This is a genomic window from Paraburkholderia sp. BCC1884 (assembly GCF_900996225.1).
Lineage (GTDB): Bacteria > Pseudomonadota > Gammaproteobacteria > Burkholderiales > Burkholderiaceae > Paraburkholderia.
Genome location: NZ_CAAJGL010000079.1, coordinates 631,651 through 650,668 on the forward strand (window position 1 = coordinate 631,651; position 19,018 = coordinate 650,668).

Below are 19,018 nucleotides of genomic sequence, written 5' to 3' on the forward strand. Positions count from 1 at the left end.
GACTTCCCTTCCGCCTCACGTCGCCTGCACGCGCGACTCATAGACGCAACGTCAAGTCCATGGCCCACTTCTCGTGTTTCCCCGGCGCTTCGGCCCTTTCCGATTTCCGTCAAACCCGCCTGCTCGACACGCTCACGCGCATCGATCCGAACATCACGGGCGTGCGCGGACAATATCTGCACTTCGTCAACGCCCAGGCGCCGCTCTCCGCTGAAGACAACGCGAAGATCGAAGCGCTGATGCACTACGGCGATCCGCTCGAAGAAACCAGAGAGCGCGGCGCGGCTGAAACGTTCCTCGTGGTGCCGCGCTTCGGCACGGTGTCGCCGTGGGCCAGCAAGGCAACCGACATTGCCCATTTGTGCGGCCTCACGCAGGTGCGTCGCATCGAGCGCGGTATCGAATACACGGTCACGCTGAAAAGCGGCCTGCTCGGCGGCAAGAAAGCGCTCTCCGACGAAGCGCGCACAGCTGTCGTAGCCGCCTTGCACGACCGCATGACGGAAAGCGTCGCGGCCTCGCGCGACCAGGCCATGCATCTGTTCGACGAACTGCCGGCCAAGCCGCTGCAAACCGTCGACGTGCTCGGCAACGGCCGTGGCGCGCTGGAAGTGGCTAACACCGAATTGGGCCTCGCCCTTGCCGACGACGAAATCGACTATCTGGTCGACGCGTTCACGAAGCTCGGGCGTAACCCGACCGACGTCGAACTGATGATGTTCGCGCAGGCCAACAGCGAACACTGCCGTCACAAGATTTTCAACGCGGACTGGACCATCGACGGCGAGAAGCAGGACATCTCGCTCTTCAACATGATCCGCAATACCGAGAAGCTGAACCCGCAAGGCACGATCGTCGCGTATTCGGACAACTCGGCGATCATGGCAGGCGGTGTCGCCGAGCGCTGGTTTCCGCGCACGCCGGCCGATCTCGGCGCGAGCGAGTTGCCGGAGCACTATCGCCGCAACGTCGAACTCACGCACACCTTGATGAAGGTGGAAACGCACAATCACCCGACCGCGATCTCGCCGTTCCCGGGCGCCTCGACCGGTTCGGGCGGTGAAATCCGCGACGAAGGTGCGACCGGTCGCGGCGCGCGTCCGAAGGCGGGTCTGGCGGGCTTCACGGTGTCGAATCTGGAACTGCCGGACGGCGTCGAGACATGGGAAAACGCGCGCGACGCGGCGCAAGTGCTCGCGCACCGCAATCCGGACGACAAGCACGAAGCGTACGGCCGTCCCGACCGCATCGCTTCGCCGCTGCAGATCATGATCGACGGCCCGCTCGGCGGCGCCGCGTTCAACAACGAATTCGGCCGGCCCAATCTGGGCGGCTATTTCCGTGCGTACGAACAGAACGTCGCGGGTCTCGTGCGCGGCTATCACAAGCCGATCATGATCGCCGGCGGCATCGGCAATATCTCGGACCAGCACACGCATAAGCACGATCTGCCGGAAGGCTCGCTGCTGATCCAGATCGGCGGCCCGGGCATGCGCATCGGCATGGGCGGCGGCGCGGCGAGTTCGATGGCGACCGGCACCAATACTGCCGAACTCGACTTCGACTCGGTGCAGCGCGGCAACCCGGAAATCGAGCGTCGGGCGCAGGAAGTCATCAACGCGTGCTGGCAACTCGGCGACAAAAACCCGATCCTGAGCATCCACGACGTCGGCGCGGGCGGTTTGTCGAACGCGTTCCCCGAAGTGGTGGATGGTGCGGGCAAAGGTGCGCTGTTCGATCTGCGCAAGATCCAGCTGGAAGAAAGCGGTCTGTCGCCGCGCGAAATCTGGTCGAACGAAGCGCAGGAGCGTTACGTTCTGGCGATCGCGCCGGCCGATCTGCCGGCTTTCGAAGCCATGTGCCAACGCGAGCGCTGCCCGTTTGCCGTGATCGGCACGGCGACCGCCGAGCGTCAACTGAAGGTGATCGACTCGGAGTCGAACGCCGACGCCGCGCATCAGCCGGTCGACATGCCGATGGAAGTGCTGCTCGGCAAGGCGCCTCGCATGCATCGCGACGTCAAGCGCGTTGAACAGAAGCTCGAGCCGGTGGATGTCACCGGCATCGCGTTGCCTGAAGTTGCGGCGAGCGTGCTGCGTCACCCGACGGTGGCCAGCAAGTCGTTCCTCATCACCATCGGCGACCGTTCGGTGGGCGGCACGACCGCGCGCGACCAGATGGTCGGCCCGTGGCAAGTGCCGGTGGCCGACGTGGCGATCACCACGATGGACTATGCGGGCTTCCGCGGCGAAGCGATGACGATGGCCGAGCGCACGCCGCTCGCCGTCATCAATGCACCGGCGTCGGGTCGCATGGCGGTCGGCGAGGCCGTCACCAACATCGCGGCGGCGCCGATTGCGTCGCTCGACAAGCTCAAGCTGTCGGCCAACTGGATGGCCGCGTGCGGCGCAGCCGGTGAAGACGCGGCACTGTACGACACCGTGAAAGCGATCGGCATGGAATTGTGCCCGGCGCTCGGCATCAGCATTCCGGTCGGCAAGGACTCGCTGTCCATGCGCACCAAATGGGAAGACCGAGGCGTCGCGAAGGAAGTGGTTGCACCGGTCTCGCTGATCATCACGGCGTTCGCGCCGGTCGAAGACGTACGCCAGCACCTCACGCCGCAACTGCGTCGCGCGAACGGCGCCGACGGCGTGGGCGACACGGTACTGATCGCGATCGACCTCGGCCGCGGCAAGCATCGCCTGGGCGGCAGTATCCTCGCGCAGGTCACGCAGCAAGTGGGCGACACGGTGCCGGACGTCGACGACCCGGAAGATCTGAAGCGTTTCTTCGCCGCGATCCAGGCGTTGAATCAGGACGGCAAGCTGCTCGCCTATCACGACCGCTCAGACGGCGGCCTGTGGGCGACGGTGTGTGAAATGGCGTTCGCGGGTCACGTCGGCGTGTCGCTGAACGTCGACATGCTGGTGCTCGATCCGAATCACGAATCCGATTACGGCGACGCCAAAGACTGGGCCAAGCAGACCAGCGGCCGCCGCGACGACCGCACGATCCGTGCACTCTTCAACGAAGAACTCGGCGCGGTGATCCAGGTGCGCGCAACGGAGCGCGACGCGGTGCTCGGCGCATTGCGCGAACATGGTCTGTCGGCGTGCTCGCATGTGATCGGCAAGATCAACGAGCGCGACACGATCGAAATTTATCGTGACGCCAAGAAGATCTACGGCGCGCCGCGCGCCGAACTGCATCGCACGTGGAGTGAAGTGAGTTGGCGCATTTCGCGTCTGCGCGACAACCCCGCTTGTGCCGACGCCGAGTACGAGGCGCTTTCCGATGCCGCCGATCCGGGCATCACGCCGGTGCTGAGTTTCGACCCGGCTGAAGACGTCGCCGCGCCGTTCATCGGCAAGAGCGCCCGTCCGCGTGTTGCGATCCTGCGTGAGCAGGGCGTGAATTCGCACCTCGAAACGGCCTATGCGTTCGACCGTGCCGGCTTCGACGCGCACGACGTGCATATGAGCGATCTGCTGGCGGGCCGCGCCAATCTGGCGGATTTCGCCGGCGCGGTGGCATGCGGTGGGTTCTCGTACGGCGACACGCTGGGTGCCGGCGAAGGCTGGGCGAAGGCGATCCGCTTCAACTCGCAACTGGCCGATATGTTCGCGGCGTTCTTCGGTCGCCAGGACACGTTTGCGCTGGGCATCTGCAACGGTTGTCAGATGATGAGCAGTTTGGCCTCGATGATCCCGGGCGCCGAAGCATGGCCGAAGTTCACGCGCAACAAGTCGGAGAAATTCGAAGCGCGCTTCTCGCTGGTCGAAGTGCAGGCCTCGCCATCGATTTTCTTCAACGGCATGGAAGGCTCGCGCATCCCGGTCGCGATTGCACATGGCGAAGGTTTTGCCGACTTCTCGCAGCAGGGCGATGCGTCGAAGGCGGCCGTGGCGATGCGTTTCGTCGATCATCATGGTCAGGCGACCGAACAGTATCCGTTCAACCCGAATGGTTCGCCGGACGGCATCACGTCGGTCACGACGCCTGACGGCCGCTTCACGGTACTCATGCCGCACACCGAGCGCGTGCATCGCGCGGTGCAGATGAGCTGGCATCCGGAAGGCTGGGGCGAGGGCAGCACGGACGCCAGCCCGTGGATGCGCGTGTTCCAGAACGCGCGCCGCTGGTTGGGTTGAGGTAAAGCGAGGCCGCCGTATCGAACGGCGGCCTTTTTTGCGCAACCAGCAACAAGCCCGCAGAAACAAAAAAACCGCCCAAGGGCGGTTTTTTTGTATTCAAACGAAGCAGTAACGCAGCTAACCCGCTTACTGAATCTTCGCGTTCTTACGCAGACCTTCTTCGAACGCCTGCAGCTTTTCCTGCTGGATCTGTTGCACGATCTGCGGACGCACTTGCTCCAGCGGCGGCGGCGTGATGGCGCGCGTGTCGTCCAGACGGATGATGTGCCAGCCGAATTGCGTGTGCACCGGCGTGTCGGTCATCTGACCTTTCTGCAGATGCGTGGCCGCGTCAGCGAATTCAGGCACGTAGGCCTTCGGGTCCGACCAGTCCAGGTCGCCGCCGTTCTTGCCCGATCCCGGGTCCTTCGAGTATTGCTTGGCGAGGTCTTCGAAGCTTGCGCCGGCCTTGATCTTGGCGATCAGGTCCTTGGCCTGCTGTTCGTTGTCCACGAGGATATGGTGAAGGTGATATTCCTTGCCGCCCGCGTCCTTGATCAGCGCGTTGTAGCGCGCCGTGACTTCGGCGTCGGTCGGCGTGTTGTTCTTCACGAAGTCTTCGATCAGCGCGCGCAGCACGACGGTTTGTTGTGCAACAGCGATTTGCGCCTTGATGTCCGGACGATTCGGCAGGCCGCGACGCAGCGCTTCCTGCATCAGGATTTCGCGGTTCACGAGTTCTTCGCGCACGGCCATTTGCAGTTGCGGCGTATTCTGCTGGCCCTGATGTACCAGCTGGTCGATCAACGCATCGGCGCGTGCTTTCGGAATCGGCGTGCCGTTGACGACAGCGATGTTCTGTGCAAAAGCAGGTGCGGCTGCGAACGCAGCCAGCAGTACCCAAAGGTGGGTTTTCTTCAAGGTCATCGAAAGTTTCCTAGCGGGGCAACAAAGCGAATTCTTCGGGCGTAGTCGCCGTGATTGCAAGGGCATGAATGCCGCGCTGCATGCCATCGGCCAGCGCATCATACACCATGCGATGCCGCGCCACGCGGGGCTTACCGGCGAATGCGACGGCCACGATCGTGACACTGAAATGACCGCCGGCGGAGGCGCCGGCGTGGCCCGCATGCTGCGCGCTATCGTCGGTGATCCGGATCGAGGCGACCGGCGCGAGCGCGGCGATGAGGCGCGCTTCGATCAGCGCCGCGCGCTCGGCGGTGGTGGCGTGCATGAACACATCGGCTTCGCTTGTCATGTCATTCTTCCTTCATATACTTCGACAGCCACAAACTCTGCCCGACGATGAACACGACGAGGCAGCCGGTTGCGCCGAACAGCTTGAAATTGACCCATTGATCGGTCGTGTAGTGATACGCGACGAACAGATTGACGAGCCCGAGCAACACGAAAAAGATCGCCCAGACGACGCTCAGCTTGCCCCAGATCGCATGCGGCAGCGTGATCTGCTTGCCCATCATCGCTTCGATCAGGTTCTTGTTGAAGGCCAGTTGCGAGACGATCAACGCGACGGAAAACGCCCAGTACAGCACGGTCGGCTTCCATTTGATGAAGGTGTCGTTGTGCAGCACGAGGGTCGCGCCGCCGAATACCGTGACGACGCCGAGGCTCACCCACAGCATCGGGTCGACTTTGCGGTGGCGGAAGGCCACCCACGCGATCTGTACCAGCGTGGCGACGATCGCCACTGCCGTCGCCGTGAAAATGCCCCATATCTTGAAGGCGACGAAAAACAGGATGATCGGGAACAGATCGAACAGGAATTTCATTATCTGGTCGGGAATTCGGAGAAAGGGTCGGAGGATCAGGGACGCGTTGCGATGCACCCGGGCGGACCGGTTCGCAAGCCGGATGTAGGGTATTCGCGACCGGCGGGCACCTTGGAAAGATGCCGGCCGGCAACGCGCCAGACTCCGCGCAGCGTTACTTGGGCTCGAATTGTAACGCAGCCGAATTGATGCAGTAGCGCAGACCCGTCGGGTTCGGGCCGTCTTCGAACACATGACCCAGATGGGCGCCGCAGTTCTTGCATTCCACCTCGATGCGCAGCATGCCATGCGTGCGGTCGGTTTTCTCCGTGATCACTTCGCCGTTGATGGGCTTGAAATAGCTCGGCCAGCCGCAGCCGGCGTCGAACTTGGTGTCCGATTCGAAGAGCGGCGTGCCGCAACAGACGCAGTCGTACACGCCGCGGTCCCAGTGGTCGTGATAGCGGCCCGTGAACGCGCGCTCGGTGGCCGCGTGGCGCGTCACCTGATATTCGATGTCGGAGAGCTGCTCGCGCCACTCGGCGTCGTCTTTCTGCACGGCGGGGGCGTCGGTCTTGAGGTCGTCGGGCTTGTTCATGATCGGGTTCCTGTATCGGGCTTGTGTTTCAGACTGTGTCTCGGGTTTGCGTCGTTATATCGATCGGGGCCGCGCTCCATCACGACGAGCAGCTGACTTCCAGCGCGCTGGCCCAGTCGGGCGGCAGCCCCGCATACGCTTCGTACTCGGGCTGTTCGTCGAAGGGATGGCGCAGCACGGCCGCCAGACGCTCGAGTTCCGAAAAGTCCTTCTCTTTCGCGCGGCGGATCGCCGTTTCCGCCAGATGATTGCGAAGTACGAATTTGGGGTTCACCCGGTTCATTGCAATGGCGCGCGCGGCGTCATCGCGTGTTTCTTCGGACAGCCGGCTGCGATAGTCGTTCGCCCAGGCGTCGAAGGCGGCGCGATCGAGGAACAGATCGCGCACCGACGTGTCGCCGCTCGCATCGTGCTTCGACAGGCGCGCGAGGTTGCGGAACGTCAGCGTGAAATCCGCGCGGTTCGCCTGCATCACGTCGAACAGACGGTTCACCAGCGCGTCGTCGCCGTCGCGCTCGAGTTCGAGGCCGAGTTTCGCGCGAAAACGTCGCTCCAGCGCCGGCGCGAAGCGCGCCTTGAAGGTGCCGAGCACGCGCTGGGCGTCTTCGATCGATTTGTCGCCGCGTACGCTTTCCTCATGCTGTTGGCCGAGCAGCGGCAACAGTCCCTGGGCGAGGCAGAACAGATTCCAGTAGGCGATCTGCGGCTGCATCCGGTACGCGTAACGTCCTTGCGAATCCGAATGATTGCAGATGTAGCCCGCGTCGAAACCATCGAGGAAACCGAACGGGCCATAGTCGATCGTGAGGCCGAGGATCGACATGTTGTCGGTGTTCATCACGCCGTGGCAGAAGCCGACCGCCTGCCATTCGACCATCAGGTCGGCGGTGGACATCACCGCTTCGTTCAGCAGCGCGAGATACGGATCTTCCGTCTCGCGGCACAGCGGATAAAAACGCTCGATGACGTGATCGGCGAGCGCGCGCAGCGCATCGACCCGATCGTTGGAATAGAAATGCTCGAAGTGCCCGAAGCGCACGAAGCTCGGCGCCACGCGCGTGACGACGGCGGCGGTCTCGACTTCCTCGCGCCGCACCGTCTGATCGGAGCCGATCACGCAGAGCGCACGTGTGGTCGGAATGCCGAGATGGTGCATCGCTTCCGAACACAGATACTCGCGGATCGACGAACGCAGCACGGCACGGCCGTCGCCCATGCGCGAATAGGGCGTGCGGCCCGCGCCTTTGAGTTGCAGCTCGAGGCGGCGCCCGTCGTGTTCGATTTCACCGAGTCCGAGCGCGCGGCCATCGCCGAGCTGGCCGGCCCACACACCGAACTGGTGCCCCGAATACACCGACGCATACGGCAGCGCCTCAGCCGGCCATTCGCGCGTGGCATTGCCGGAGAACAGCTCGGCAAATCCGGGATCGTTCTGGAGACCGGGCTCTAAACCGAGCAGCGCGGCCGTTTCCGTGGAGAAGCCGACGACATACGGCGCGCTGAGCGGCGCGGCGGGCAGACGCGTCAGAAACACGCTGCCGAGCCTTGCAAACGAGGATTCTGGCGACGTGGTCAAGGCTTCCGAAAAGGCCGTCAAAGGCCCGGATAACCCTGCAATGCTTGGGGAAAACGACATGTTGAGCGCCTCTGGATTAACCGATATTGTAAGTCCGCGCCCGCGGAGCTGCTGGCCGGCCGTCCGCCCGCCATGCGCCGCCCGGAGTTCGATCCGCGAGCGAGCGTTTCCCGGCTTTCAGAATCTCGCCGATGCCGCCGCGAAGCGCATCGGCATGGCGACCGGGCTGCAACCCGATTTTTTGCAACCCGATTGAAACGAACAAGGCGAGGAGACCACGCTTTATGACGACGCCGCTTTTTGGGCAGATGATGGATGTGCCGCTCACCGTGTCTTCGTTGCTTTCACACGCCGCACGGCATTTCGGCAGCACCGAAATCGTGTCACGGCGCATCGAGGGGGATCTGCATCGCTATACCTATCGCGATTGCGAAAAGCGCGCGAAGCAGCTCGCGCAGGCGCTGATCGGGCTCGGCGTCGAACCGGGTGAACGGGTGGCGACGCTCGCCTGGAACGGCTACCGGCATCTGGAGGCGTACTACGGCACGACGGGTTTCGGCGCGGTCTGCCACACGATCAATCCGCGGCTTTTTCCCGATCAGATCGCCTATATCATCAATCACGCCGACGACGCCTACGTGCTGTTCGACATCACGTTCGCGCCGCTCGTCGATTGCCTCGCGTCGCAATGTCCAAAGGTGCGCGGCTGGATCGCGCTGACCGACGAAGCGCATCTGCCGGTCATGCAAACGCCGGTGCTCAGCTACGAAACACTGGTGACCACGCAGGACGGCGCATACGACTGGCCGTATATCGACGAACGCCAGGCCTCGTACCTTTGCTATACGTCGGGCACCACGGGCAATCCGAAAGGTGCGCTGTATTCGCATCGTTCGACGGTGCTGCATGCTTTCGGCGCGTCGCTGCCCGATGCGATGAGCCTGTCCGCACGCGACTGCGTGCTGCCGGTCGTGCCGATGTTCCATGTGAACGCGTGGGGCATTCCCCACGCCGCGCCGCTGACCGGCGCGAAGCTGGTGTTTCCCGGCAAGGACCTCGACGGCAAGTCGCTCTATGAATTGATGGAGGGCGAGCGCGTCACCTATTCAGCGGGCGTGCCGACCGTGTGGCTCGGCTTGCTGAACTATCTGCGCGAGGCGGGCGTGCGGTTTTCGTCGTTGAATCGCACGGTGATCGGCGGTTCCGCGTGTCCGCCGGCCATGCTGCGCACCTTCGAGGAAGACTACGGCGTGCAGGTGATTCATGCATGGGGCATGACCGAGATGTCGCCGCTCGGTACGCTCTCGAAACTGACGTGGGAACAATCGCAACGTCCGCTCGCCGAGCAGCGCAAATTGCTGGAGAAGCAGGGGCATGTGCTCTATGGCGTCGATATGAAGATCGTCGGCGAAGACGGGCGCGAACTGCCGTGGGACGGCGTCGCATTCGGCGACCTGCACGTGCGTGGACCGTGGGTGATCGACCGGTATTTCCGCAAGGACGATTCGCCGCTCGTGGACGGCTGGTTCCCGACCGGCGACGTCGCCACCATCGACCCCGACAGCTTCCTGAACATCACCGACCGCTCGAAAGACGTCATCAAATCCGGCGGCGAATGGATCAGCTCGATCGATGTCGAGAACGTCGCGATCGCCCATCCTGCGGTGGCGGAAGCGGCCTGCATCGCGTGCGCGCATCCGAAATGGACCGAGCGGCCGTTGCTCGTGGTGGTCAAACGCGCGGGCTTCGAGGTGACGCGTGAGGAGCTGCTCGCGTTCTACGACGGCAAGGTCGCCAAATGGTGGATTCCCGACGACGTCGCGTTCGTCGACGAACTGCCGCACACGGCCACCGGCAAATTGCAGAAGCTGAGACTGCGCGACCTGTTCCGCGAGCACGTCTTGCCGTCCGCACTCGAGGACGAAAAAAACTGTCCGCTTGCCAGGGGAAACCCCGCCTAACGATAAATTGAACGAGCGTGCTTTTTTGTGTATTCTGCCTGCTGACCCCGGGACAATGATCGACAATGAGCCGGTAGCAGAACCGGCTCGATGAACCGGATGGGCGGCGCGCAAGGCGCCGCCTTATTGCATGGATCGCATGGAGGCAGGCAGATGGCAGTGGACTACACAACTCATGACGGCGTGGCCGTCATCACGCTGAACAATCCTCCCGTGAACGGCCTCGGCCTGTCGACGCGAGCAGGCATCGTCGAAGGCATCGAGCGCGCGCAGCACGATCCGGCCATCAAGGCCATCGTGCTGACCGGCGCCGGCAAGGCCTTTTCGGGCGGCGCCGACATCACCGAATTCAACACGCCCAAAGCGACCCAGGAGCCGACGCTCGCCACCGTCATCAAGATCGTGGAAAGCAGCGCGAAGCCGGTGATCGCCGCGATTCACAGCGTCGCGATGGGCGGCGGTCTGGAACTGGCGCTCGGCGCGCATTACCGCATCGCTGCATCCGGCGCGCAGATCGCGCTGCCGGAAGTGAAGCTCGGCATTCTGCCGGGCGCGGGCGGCACGCAGCGTCTGCCGCGCGCTATTGGCCTTGAGGCCGCGCTCAATATGATCGTCTCCGGCGCGCCGGTGATGTCGGAGAAACTGGCCGAGTCGGGCCTCTTCGACGAAGTCGTGCAAGGCGATCTGGCCGAGGCGGCGCTCGCGTTTGCCCGCAAGGTCGGCGCGCAAGATGGCCCGCATCCGAAGGTGCGCGAGCGCAAGATCGAGCATCCCAACGCGGCGGGTTTCATCCAGTTCGCACGCAATAGCGTGGCGGCCGTCGCGAAGAATTTCCCCGCGCCGCAAAAGTGTATTGACGCGGTGGAAGCGGGCGTGCAGAAGGGTTTCGACAAAGGCCTCGCGTTCGAACGCGATTGCTTTGTGGCGCTCGTGCAGACGCCGGAAAGCCATGCGCTGCGCCACGCGTTCTTCGGCGAACGCGCGGCCAGCAAGATTCCCGATGTGCCGGCCGACACGCCGGTGCGCGACATCAGTCAGGTCGGCGTGATCGGCGCGGGCACGATGGGCGGCGGCATTGCGATGAACTTCATCAATGCGGGCATTCCCGTCACGCTGCTCGAAACGAAACAGGACGCGCTCGACCGCGGCCTCGCCACGATCCGCAAGAACTACGAAGCCAACGTCAGCAAGGGCAAGCTCAAGCCCGAGGCGCTCGAACAGCGCATGGCGCTGATCACGCCCACGCTGTCCTACGACGACCTGAAGAACGCCGACCTGATCGTCGAAGCGGTGTTCGAAGAACTCGGCGTGAAAGAGCAGGTGTTCAAGCGTCTCGACGAAGTTGCCAAACGCGGCGCGATTCTCGCCTCGAACACTTCCACGCTCGACGTCGACAAGATCGCCGCCTTTACGAAGCGTCCGCAGGACGTGGTCGGCATGCACTTCTTCAGCCCGGCCAACGTGATGAAGCTGCTCGAAGTCGTGCGCGGCAAGGACACCGCCAAAGACGTGCTCGCCACCGTCATGAAGCTCGCCAAGAAGATCAGGAAGACGGCGGTGGTCTCGGGCGTGTGCGACGGCTTTATCGGCAATCGCATGATCGAGCAGTACATCCGTCAGGCGCTTTTCATGCTCGAAGAAGGCGCGCTGCCCGCGCAAGTCGACAAAGCCATCGAGAAGTTCGGCTTTGCGATGGGCCCGTTCCGCATGAGCGATCTGGCCGGCAACGATATCGGCTGGGCGATTCGCAAGCGTCGCTATCAGGAGCAACCTGACCTGCATTACTCGAAAATCGCCGACCGCCTGTGCGAAACAGGCCGCTTCGGTCAGAAGACCGGCGGCGGCTGGTACGACTACAAGGCGGGCGACCGCACCGCGCATCCGTCGAAACTGGTCGACGAGATGATCGTCGCGTTCTCGAAGGAAGCCAGCGTCGAGCGTCGCAAGATCAGTGACGAGGAAATCGTCGAACGTCTGGTGTTCGCGCTCGTCAACGAAGGCGCGAAGATTCTCGAAGAAGGCATTGCCTCGAAAGCGTCGGACATCGACATGGTCTATCTGACCGGCTATGGCTTCCCGCTTTATCGCGGCGGCCCGATGCTTTACGCGGATACGGTCGGGCTCTACAACGTCGAGCGCGCGATTCGCCGCTATGCGTCGCGCGCCAATGGCGACGCGTGGCAGCTTGCGCCGGGCATCGTGGAACTGGCGGCCAAGGGGCGCGGCTTCAACGGCTGAGCCTTGAGGCTGAAGACCACTCGAGTGACATGAATGAGGCGGCGCGCCCGGCAATGGCGCTGCGCCGCCGACACAGGAGATTTGCATGACTGACGCCGTAATCGTATCGACCGCCCGGACGGGGCTCGCCAAATCCTGGCGCGGCGGTTTCAACATGACGCACGGCGCGACGCTCGGCGGCCACGTTACCCAGGCCGCCGTCGAACGCGCGAAGCTCGATCCGGCGCGCATCGAAGACGTGATCATGGGCTGCGCCAACCCGGAAGGCGCGACGGGCATGAACATCGCGCGGCAGATCGCCTTGCGCGCGGGTCTGCCGGTCAGCGTGCCGGGCATGACGGTGAACCGATTCTGCTCGTCGGGTTTGCAGACTATCGCGCTCGCCGCGCAACGCGTGATCGCCGGTGAAGGCGACGTGTTCGTCGCGGGCGGCGTGGAGTCGATCTCGTGCGTGCAGAACGAGATGAACCAGCACATGCTGACCGAAGGCTGGCTCAGCAGGAACAAGCCGGAAATCTACTGGTCGATGCTGCAGACGGCGGAAAACGTCGCCAAGCGTTACTCGATCTCGAAGGAACGTCAGGACGAATACGGCGCGCGCTCGCAACAACGTGCGGCAGCCGCGCTCGAAGCCGGCAAATTCAAGGACGAAATCGTGCCCTTGACGGTGCTCGCCGGCGTCGCCGACAAGGCAACGGGCCGTCTCTTCACGAAGGAAGTGACCGTCAGCGGCGATGAAGGCATTCGTGCCGACACGACGCTCGAAGGCGTGTCGAAGATCCGCACCGCGCTGCCCGGCGGCGTCATCACGGCAGGCAACGCGAGCCAGTTTTCGGACGGCGCGTCCGCTTGCGTGGTGATGAACGCGAAGGTGGCGGAGCGTGAAGGCCTGCAACCGCTCGGCATTTTCCGCGGCTTCGCAGTGGCCGGTTGCGAGCCGGATGAGATGGGTATCGGTCCGGTGTTCGCCGTGCCCAAGTTGCTGAAGCAGGCGGGCCTGACGGTCGCGGACATCGACCTGTGGGAACTCAACGAAGCGTTCGCCGTGCAGGTGCTGTATTGCGCGGACAAACTCGGTATTCCGCAAGACCGTCTGAATGTGAACGGCGGCGCGATTGCGGTCGGCCATCCGTATGGCGTGTCGGGCGCGCGCCTGACCGGTCATGCGCTGATCGAAGGCAAACGGCGCGGCGCGAAGCTCGTGGTGGTGACGATGTGTATCGGCGGCGGGCAGGGCGCGGCGGGTCTGTTCGAGGTAGTGTGATCCGGCGCGCACGCAGATGAACGACGAGGGTTGCACGGTTCGGCGCAAAGGCGCTGAACCGGCAGCCTTTGTTTTTATCCGCCGCGCCTCAGGTGGACCAGCAATGGGGACATCACGGCAGCGCCATGCCGAGGGCGGGCAGGCTCAACGTACCCTGATCGACGAAGCGCGTCGTGCCGGTCAAACCGCTCGCGAGCTTGCCGCGCAACGTGTAGGGAATCTGTCCGGACTGCGCCACGCCTGCGAAAGCAAAGGCCTGGCGAACTGCGGCGAAGGCCGGCACGGTCAGCGGCACGTTGACGACGGTTTCGCCGTAGCGCGGCACCGTGCCGCTCTGATCGCTGACGCCGCTCGCAAAGGACTTGCCGTTCAGATCGAGATCGAGCGACACGCCGTCGAAGCTGACGGCGGACTCGTTGGGATTCTGCACCCGCAATTTGACGTTGAAACGCATTTCAAGGCCTTGGCCGTCGATCGGCTCGATGCCGGCGACGCTCACGCGCACGGGATCGGTGCCGAACCATCCGGCGCAGCCTGTGAGGCTCAGCGTGGCCAGTGCGAGGACGGCGGCCAGCCCGGCGAAGTGGCGAGGCAAGCGGGCGAAATTCGAGCGGAAATGCAGGCGGTAACCCGGACGGGAAACCGAACGAGCCAGCAGACGCGAGGGCAGACGAGAAGACAGAAGCAGAGGCAGACGGCACATCAGGCGGGACAGCAGCACGCGAGCAATGGACATGACCGGCACCTCGAGGCGAGCGCAATGGTGATGCATTGTACCGGCAGGCGTGGCCCGACAAGTCGCGCTTCAGGTAGCACGCCGCGATCGCGTTTTGATACGACAGCCGAACCGTTGCGCGATCCGGCGAATCTACTCGCCAGCCGGCTGTTCGGCGCACGCTGGCTCCAGGCAGTGTGCAGGCTGGGCGACTGGCGGCGCGGCTGGCCGCCCATGCACAAACGCCATAGCGGGTATCATTTCCTGCTGCGCTCACGGCGTGGAAAAGACAGCAATGCATCAGCTTCCCTCTGTGGACTCCGAACCCGAAAACTGCAATGACCGACTCATCTGCATCCCCAACCCGCAGCGCCTCGCTGCCTGAAAGCCCTTTCGTCGACCGGCTCGGCGCGCAGTTGCTGAGCGCGGCCGACGGCGTCAGTGAGGTCGTGCTGCCGCTGCAGCCGGATCACATGAACACATGGGACGTCGCCCATGGCGGCGTGACCATGACGCTCGCCGACGTCGCGCTGGCGATGGCCGCGCGCAGTCTGGCCGGCGACGGCGTCGGCGTGGTGACCGTCGAGATGAAAGTCAACTTCATGCAGCCGGGCCGCGGCGAACTGCGCGCCACCGGCCGCGTGCTGCACCGCTCGACCACGATGGCCTACTGCGAAGGCGAGATTCGCGACAGCGAAGGCCACTTCGTCGCCAAGGCGCTCGGCACTTTCAAATACATGCGGCGCCTCGCCGTGGGCCGCGACGTGACGCAGCAGCGTTTGCGTAGCGACCCGTCGGCGAAACCCGGCCCGAGCGACGGCTGAGTCGCGCAGCTTTTTTTCGAACTATTCGCCGATCACATCGGCCACTATGGAGACGATCGCATGACACAGATCAACCGGCAACTCGTGCTGGCTTCGCGTCCACAAGGCGCTGTCACGCCCGACAATTTCCGGCTCGTGGAAACCCCGCTCGCGCCGCTCGCCGACGGCGAAGTGCGCGTACGCAATCACTTCCTGTCGCTCGATCCGTATATGCGCGCGCGCATGAACGACAGTAAGTCATATGCCGCGCCGCAAGCGCTCGATGAAGTGATGATCGGCGGCACGACCGGCGAAGTGGTCGAGTCGAAGAATCCGAAATTCGCGGTCGGCGACAAGGTGGTCGGCATCTTCGGCTGGCAGGAGTACGGCACCTCGAACGGCTCGGGTATGCAGAAAGTCGACGTCACCCATGTGCCGCTATCCGCTTACCTGGGGCCGGTCGGCATGCCGGGCGTGACCGCGTGGTACGGGCTGAACCGGATCATCGCGCCGAAGGCGGGCGAGACGGTGGTGGTCAGCGCAGCCAGCGGAGCGGTGGGCAGCGTGGTGGGTCAGCTGGCGAAGCTCGCCGGTGCGCGCGCCGTCGGAATTGCGGGCGGCGCCGAGAAGTGTCGCTACGTGGTCGAGACGTTAGGCTTCGACGCCTGCGTCGACTACAAGGCCGGCAATCTGTATCAGGACCTCAAGGCCGTGACGCCCGACGGCGTGGACGGCTACTTTGAAAACGTGGGTGGCGAAGTGCTCGACGTGACACTCGCGCGCATGAACGCGTTCGGCCGTATCGCGCTGTGCGGTTTTATCGCGGGCTACGACGGCCAGCCGATGCCACTCAGGAATCCGTCGCTGATGCTCACGCAGCGGCTGCTGGTGCAGGGCTTTATCGTCAGCGAACACATGGACGTGTGGCCCGAAGCGCTCAAGCAACTGGGCACGCTGGTCGCACAGAAGAAGCTCCAATATCGCGAGACCATCGCCGAGGGACTCGAAGCGGCGCCCGAGGCGTTCATCGGTTTGCTGAAGGGCAAGAACTTCGGCAAGCAGCTCGTGAAACTGATCTGAGCGCGACGGCGCTCGCCGCAGACGCACGCTGAACATTTACTGAGCATTCACTGAACTTTCGCGACTAGCCGTTCAACTCTGGAGACACAGGATGTTCGAATTCGCAGGCAAGGTGGCGGTGATCACCGGCGCGGCCAGCGGTTTTGGCCGCGAGTTTGCGCGCAAGGGGGCGTCGCTCGGCATGAAACTCGTGCTGGCGGACGTGAACCCCGAGGCGCTCGTGCAAACCGTCGAGGCATTGCGCGCAGCGGGCGCCGAGGCGATCGGCGTGCCGACCGACGTGGCCAACGCGGCTCAGGTCGAAGCGCTCGCGCAAGCGGCGCTCGACGCGTTCGGCAAAGTGCATCTGCTGTTCAACAATGCGGGCGTGGGGTCGGGCGGTTTTCTCTGGGAAAGCTCGGTCAACGACTGGTCGTGGGTGTTCGGTGTCAATGTGATGGGCGTCGCGCACGGCGTGCGCGTCTTCACGCCGATCATGCTGGCGCAGAACGAGCCCGCGCATATCGTCAACACGGCGTCGGTGGCGGGGTTGCTGTCGCCGCCCGCGATGGGCATCTATAACGCGTCGAAACACGCGGTGGTGTCGCTCACCGAGACGCTTTTTCACGACCTGCAACTCGCACAGACGGGACAGGCGGCGCAAGGCGGCGAGGGCGCACCGGTGAGCTGTTCGCTGCTATGTCCGGCCTTCGTGCCGACCGGTATCGCCAACGCAGAACGCGCGCGCCCCACGGCGTTACGCAACGATAGCGGCCCGACGCGCTCGCAGATCGCCGCGGGCAAGCAACTGCATCGCGCGGTGCAATCGGGCAAGCTGAGCGCCGCCGATGTCGCCGACATCACGTTCGAAGCGATTGCCGCGCGACGCTTCTACATCATCACGCACCCGGGCATCATGGCGACCGTGGAGATGCGCCACGAGGATATCGAGCATCTGCGCAATCCCACGGACCCGATGTCGCTAAAGCCAGAAGTCAAAAAAGAGGCGTAGACGCAGCATGCCGCTGAATCCGAAGATCGAGCAGGTACTCGACATGATCGCGCGGGCAAAACGCCCGCCGCTTCACGACATGTCGCCGCAACAGGCGCGCGCGTCTTACGAAAAAAGCGCGCCGATCCTCGAGATCCCGAGCGCGCCGATGTTCTCGATCGACGACTTGCAAGTGCCGGTGCGCGATGGCGCGACGATTCGCGCGCGTCTGTATCAGCCGGTCGAACCGAGCTGGGCCGAACCGTTGCCGGCGCTGGTCTATTACCACGGCGGCGGCTTCACGGTAGGCAGCGTCGATACGCACGACGCGCTGTGCCGGATGTTCGCGCGCGACGGCCGCTGCGCGGTGTTGTCGGTGGACTACCGGCTCGCGCCGGAATACCGCTTTCCCACCGCGGTCGACGATGCGTTCGATGCCCTGAGCTGGCTGCACACGCACGCGGCGGAGTACGGCATTGATGCCGCGCGGCTCGCCGTGGGCGGCGACAGCGCAGGCGGCACGCTCGCGACGGTATGCGCGGTGCTGGCACGTGACGCCGGGATCCGGCTCGCGCTGCAACTGTTGATTTATCCGGGCACAAGCGGGTATCAGCAAAGCGATTCGCACGCGCGGCTCGCGAGCGGGTTTTTGTTGTCCAGCGACACGATCCAATGGTTCTTCAACCAGTACGTGCGCGAGCTGCGTGATCGCGACGACTGGCGTTTCGCGCCGCTCGACGGCCAACGCGGCGCGCCCGACTTCAGCGGCGTTGCGCCGGCCTGGATCGCGACGGCCGAATACGATCCCTTGAGCGACGAGGGCGACGCCTACGCGCAAAAGCTGCGCGCGCTCGGCAACAGGGTCGCGCTCCAACGCTATCCGGGCATGATCCACGAGTTCTTCAAGATGGGCGCCTTCGTGCCCGAAGTGGCGCAGGCCCACGCAGATGCCGCCGCAGCGCTGCGCGCAGCGTTCGGCACAGGGTAAGCGCGAACCGCTAGGCGATTTCGCGTTCGATATTGAAGGCGAAGCTGCGCTCGAAATCGCCGGGACGCACCAGTCGGTGCGAGCCGTTGTCGTCGCTACGCTCGGCAATCGCCGCGCTGATCACGTCGCCATGTGCCGTGACACGTAAGGCGGTCGTGCCGCGCGTGCCATATTCAGGCGTTTCGATAAAAGCCGCCGATAACGCCCGTTCCCGTTCGAGCGGAATGCCGGTGGACGGCAGTTCGTCGTCGCGGGCCAGACGCGGATCGCGCATCAGATCGATCAGACTGTCGAGCGGCGGTAGCGACTCGCGGGTGAGAAGCGCGCCCAGTTCGGCGCGTTTTTTGACCAGCTTTGGCCACGGTGTGTCGAGCACCGCATTCGAGATGCCGTGCGTGCCGGCTTCGAGCAACGCGGGTGCGCGCTCGGAGCGGTTGCAGTACCAGGCAAGCTCACGGCGCGTCCAGTCACCCACCAGCAGATTAAAGCCGTTGTAGATGTCGCCGGTTTGCGCAACCTGCTGCAGGTAGGCGAGCGGGGTGTCGAGTGAGGTGCCGTTCGGGGCTGTGGCCGTTGCGTTCAACCAGTCGCTCACGAGCGTGCCGCGGGTGGGCGCGTCGGCGCGCATCTCGTGCGGCGCGCGATAGTTGGTCAGCGCGGCGAACCGGCCGCTGCGCGACAGGCCCAGCCACGTGCCGCCGCCGACCAGATCGCGGCCGGCCAGCACGGCAGGCGCGTCGTGCCACCAACTGATCGGCTCGGCCGTACGGCGAAAAAATTCGTCGCGGTTCGCGGCGAGCGTGAAAAGCGGGCCGTCGATCGTATCGGGCCGCCAGTCGAACACAATCAGGCACATCGGGGCGCGTCTCCCGGTGGGGGTGTTGAAATAGAAGTTGCAGCGCCCGGAAAAAAGCGGCGCC

Annotated in this window: 16 protein-coding genes; 9 read left to right on the forward strand and 7 right to left on the reverse strand. The window is 64.1% G+C overall.

Annotated elements, in window-relative coordinates:
- The first annotated feature begins 59 nt into the window (after window positions 1-59).
- The gene (gene purL / locus FQ705_RS18250; protein ID WP_144143432.1) at window positions 60-4,154 is read left to right on the forward strand and encodes a phosphoribosylformylglycinamidine synthase; all 4,095 of its coding nucleotides are present in this window, start codon (window positions 60-62) and stop codon (window positions 4,152-4,154) included.
- 129 nt (window positions 4,155-4,283) lie between these two features.
- On the opposite strand, the gene FQ705_RS18255 is transcribed toward purL, so the two are convergent.
- The 5 genes from FQ705_RS18255 to FQ705_RS18275 form a co-directional block, all read right to left on the reverse strand.
- On the reverse strand, window positions 4,284-5,063 hold the full coding sequence (locus FQ705_RS18255) for a peptidylprolyl isomerase (RefSeq protein WP_144143433.1): 780 nt from the start codon (window positions 5,061-5,063) through the stop codon (window positions 4,284-4,286).
- Window positions 5,064-5,073: 10 nt separating this feature from the next.
- On the reverse strand, window positions 5,074-5,394 hold the full coding sequence (locus FQ705_RS18260) for a BolA family protein (RefSeq protein WP_144143434.1): 321 nt from the start codon (window positions 5,392-5,394) through the stop codon (window positions 5,074-5,076).
- A gap of 1 nt (window position 5,395) precedes the next feature.
- A complete protein-coding gene (locus FQ705_RS18265; RefSeq protein ID WP_105508273.1) occupies window positions 5,396-5,926 on the reverse strand; it encodes a septation protein A in 531 nt (176 codons plus the stop codon).
- 154 nt (window positions 5,927-6,080) lie between these two features.
- Window positions 6,081-6,503 carry a peptide-methionine (R)-S-oxide reductase MsrB gene (gene msrB / locus FQ705_RS18270; RefSeq protein ID WP_144143435.1) on the reverse strand — a complete coding sequence of 141 codons (423 nt, stop codon included), beginning with the start codon at window positions 6,501-6,503 and terminating at the stop codon, window positions 6,081-6,083.
- Window positions 6,504-6,582: 79 nt separating this feature from the next.
- Entirely contained in the window at window positions 6,583-8,139 is a 1,557-nt protein-coding gene (locus tag FQ705_RS18275; protein WP_144143436.1) for a protein adenylyltransferase SelO, read from the reverse strand.
- Here FQ705_RS18275 and FQ705_RS34120 point away from each other — a divergent pair.
- The 4 genes from FQ705_RS34120 (at window position 8,072) to FQ705_RS18290 (ending at window position 13,542) form a co-directional block, all read left to right on the forward strand.
- A complete protein-coding gene (locus FQ705_RS34120) occupies window positions 8,072-8,335 on the forward strand; it encodes a hypothetical protein (RefSeq protein ID WP_186307907.1) in 264 nt (87 codons plus the stop codon). The genes FQ705_RS18275 and FQ705_RS34120 overlap by 68 nt on opposite strands.
- Before the next feature lie 28 nt (window positions 8,336-8,363).
- On the forward strand, window positions 8,364-10,040 hold the full coding sequence (locus tag FQ705_RS18280) for a 3-(methylthio)propionyl-CoA ligase (RefSeq protein ID WP_144143437.1): 1,677 nt from the start codon (window positions 8,364-8,366) through the stop codon (window positions 10,038-10,040).
- A 153-nt stretch (window positions 10,041-10,193) separates the two neighbouring features.
- Complete coding sequence (locus tag FQ705_RS18285; protein ID WP_144143438.1) at window positions 10,194-12,278, forward strand: 3-hydroxyacyl-CoA dehydrogenase NAD-binding domain-containing protein; 2,085 nt, start codon at window positions 10,194-10,196, stop codon at window positions 12,276-12,278.
- A gap of 85 nt (window positions 12,279-12,363) precedes the next feature.
- Window positions 12,364-13,542, forward strand: a complete 1,179-nt coding sequence (locus tag FQ705_RS18290; protein ID WP_144143439.1) for an acetyl-CoA C-acyltransferase — start codon at window positions 12,364-12,366, stop codon at window positions 13,540-13,542.
- A gap of 112 nt (window positions 13,543-13,654) precedes the next feature.
- On the opposite strand, the gene FQ705_RS18295 is transcribed toward FQ705_RS18290, so the two are convergent.
- Window positions 13,655-14,278: an LEA type 2 family protein gene (locus tag FQ705_RS18295; RefSeq protein WP_260854555.1), complete on the reverse strand. Its 624-nt coding sequence runs from the start codon at window positions 14,276-14,278 to the stop codon at window positions 13,655-13,657.
- A 317-nt stretch (window positions 14,279-14,595) separates the two neighbouring features.
- Between FQ705_RS18295 and FQ705_RS18300 the strand changes: the two genes are divergently transcribed.
- The 4 genes from FQ705_RS18300 (at window position 14,596) to FQ705_RS18315 (ending at window position 18,098) form a co-directional block, all read left to right on the forward strand.
- Window positions 14,596-15,081, forward strand: coding sequence for a PaaI family thioesterase (locus FQ705_RS18300; RefSeq protein WP_144143440.1), 486 nt, complete (start codon window positions 14,596-14,598; stop codon window positions 15,079-15,081).
- Window positions 15,082-15,141: 60 nt separating this feature from the next.
- Window positions 15,142-16,140 (forward strand): NADP-dependent oxidoreductase, encoded by a 999-nt coding sequence (locus FQ705_RS18305; RefSeq protein ID WP_144143441.1) that lies wholly within the window; start codon window positions 15,142-15,144, stop codon window positions 16,138-16,140.
- A gap of 91 nt (window positions 16,141-16,231) precedes the next feature.
- Window positions 16,232-17,131, forward strand: coding sequence for an SDR family oxidoreductase (locus tag FQ705_RS18310; RefSeq protein ID WP_144143442.1), 900 nt, complete (start codon window positions 16,232-16,234; stop codon window positions 17,129-17,131).
- Window positions 17,132-17,138: 7 nt separating this feature from the next.
- The gene (locus FQ705_RS18315; protein WP_144143443.1) at window positions 17,139-18,098 is read left to right on the forward strand and encodes an alpha/beta hydrolase; all 960 of its coding nucleotides are present in this window, start codon (window positions 17,139-17,141) and stop codon (window positions 18,096-18,098) included.
- Between the two features lie 10 nt (window positions 18,099-18,108).
- Here the strand turns inward: FQ705_RS18315 and FQ705_RS18320 are convergent, their stop codons facing one another.
- A complete protein-coding gene (locus FQ705_RS18320) occupies window positions 18,109-18,954 on the reverse strand; it encodes an NRDE family protein (protein ID WP_144143444.1) in 846 nt (281 codons plus the stop codon).
- Window positions 18,955-19,018: the final 64 nt, after the last annotated feature.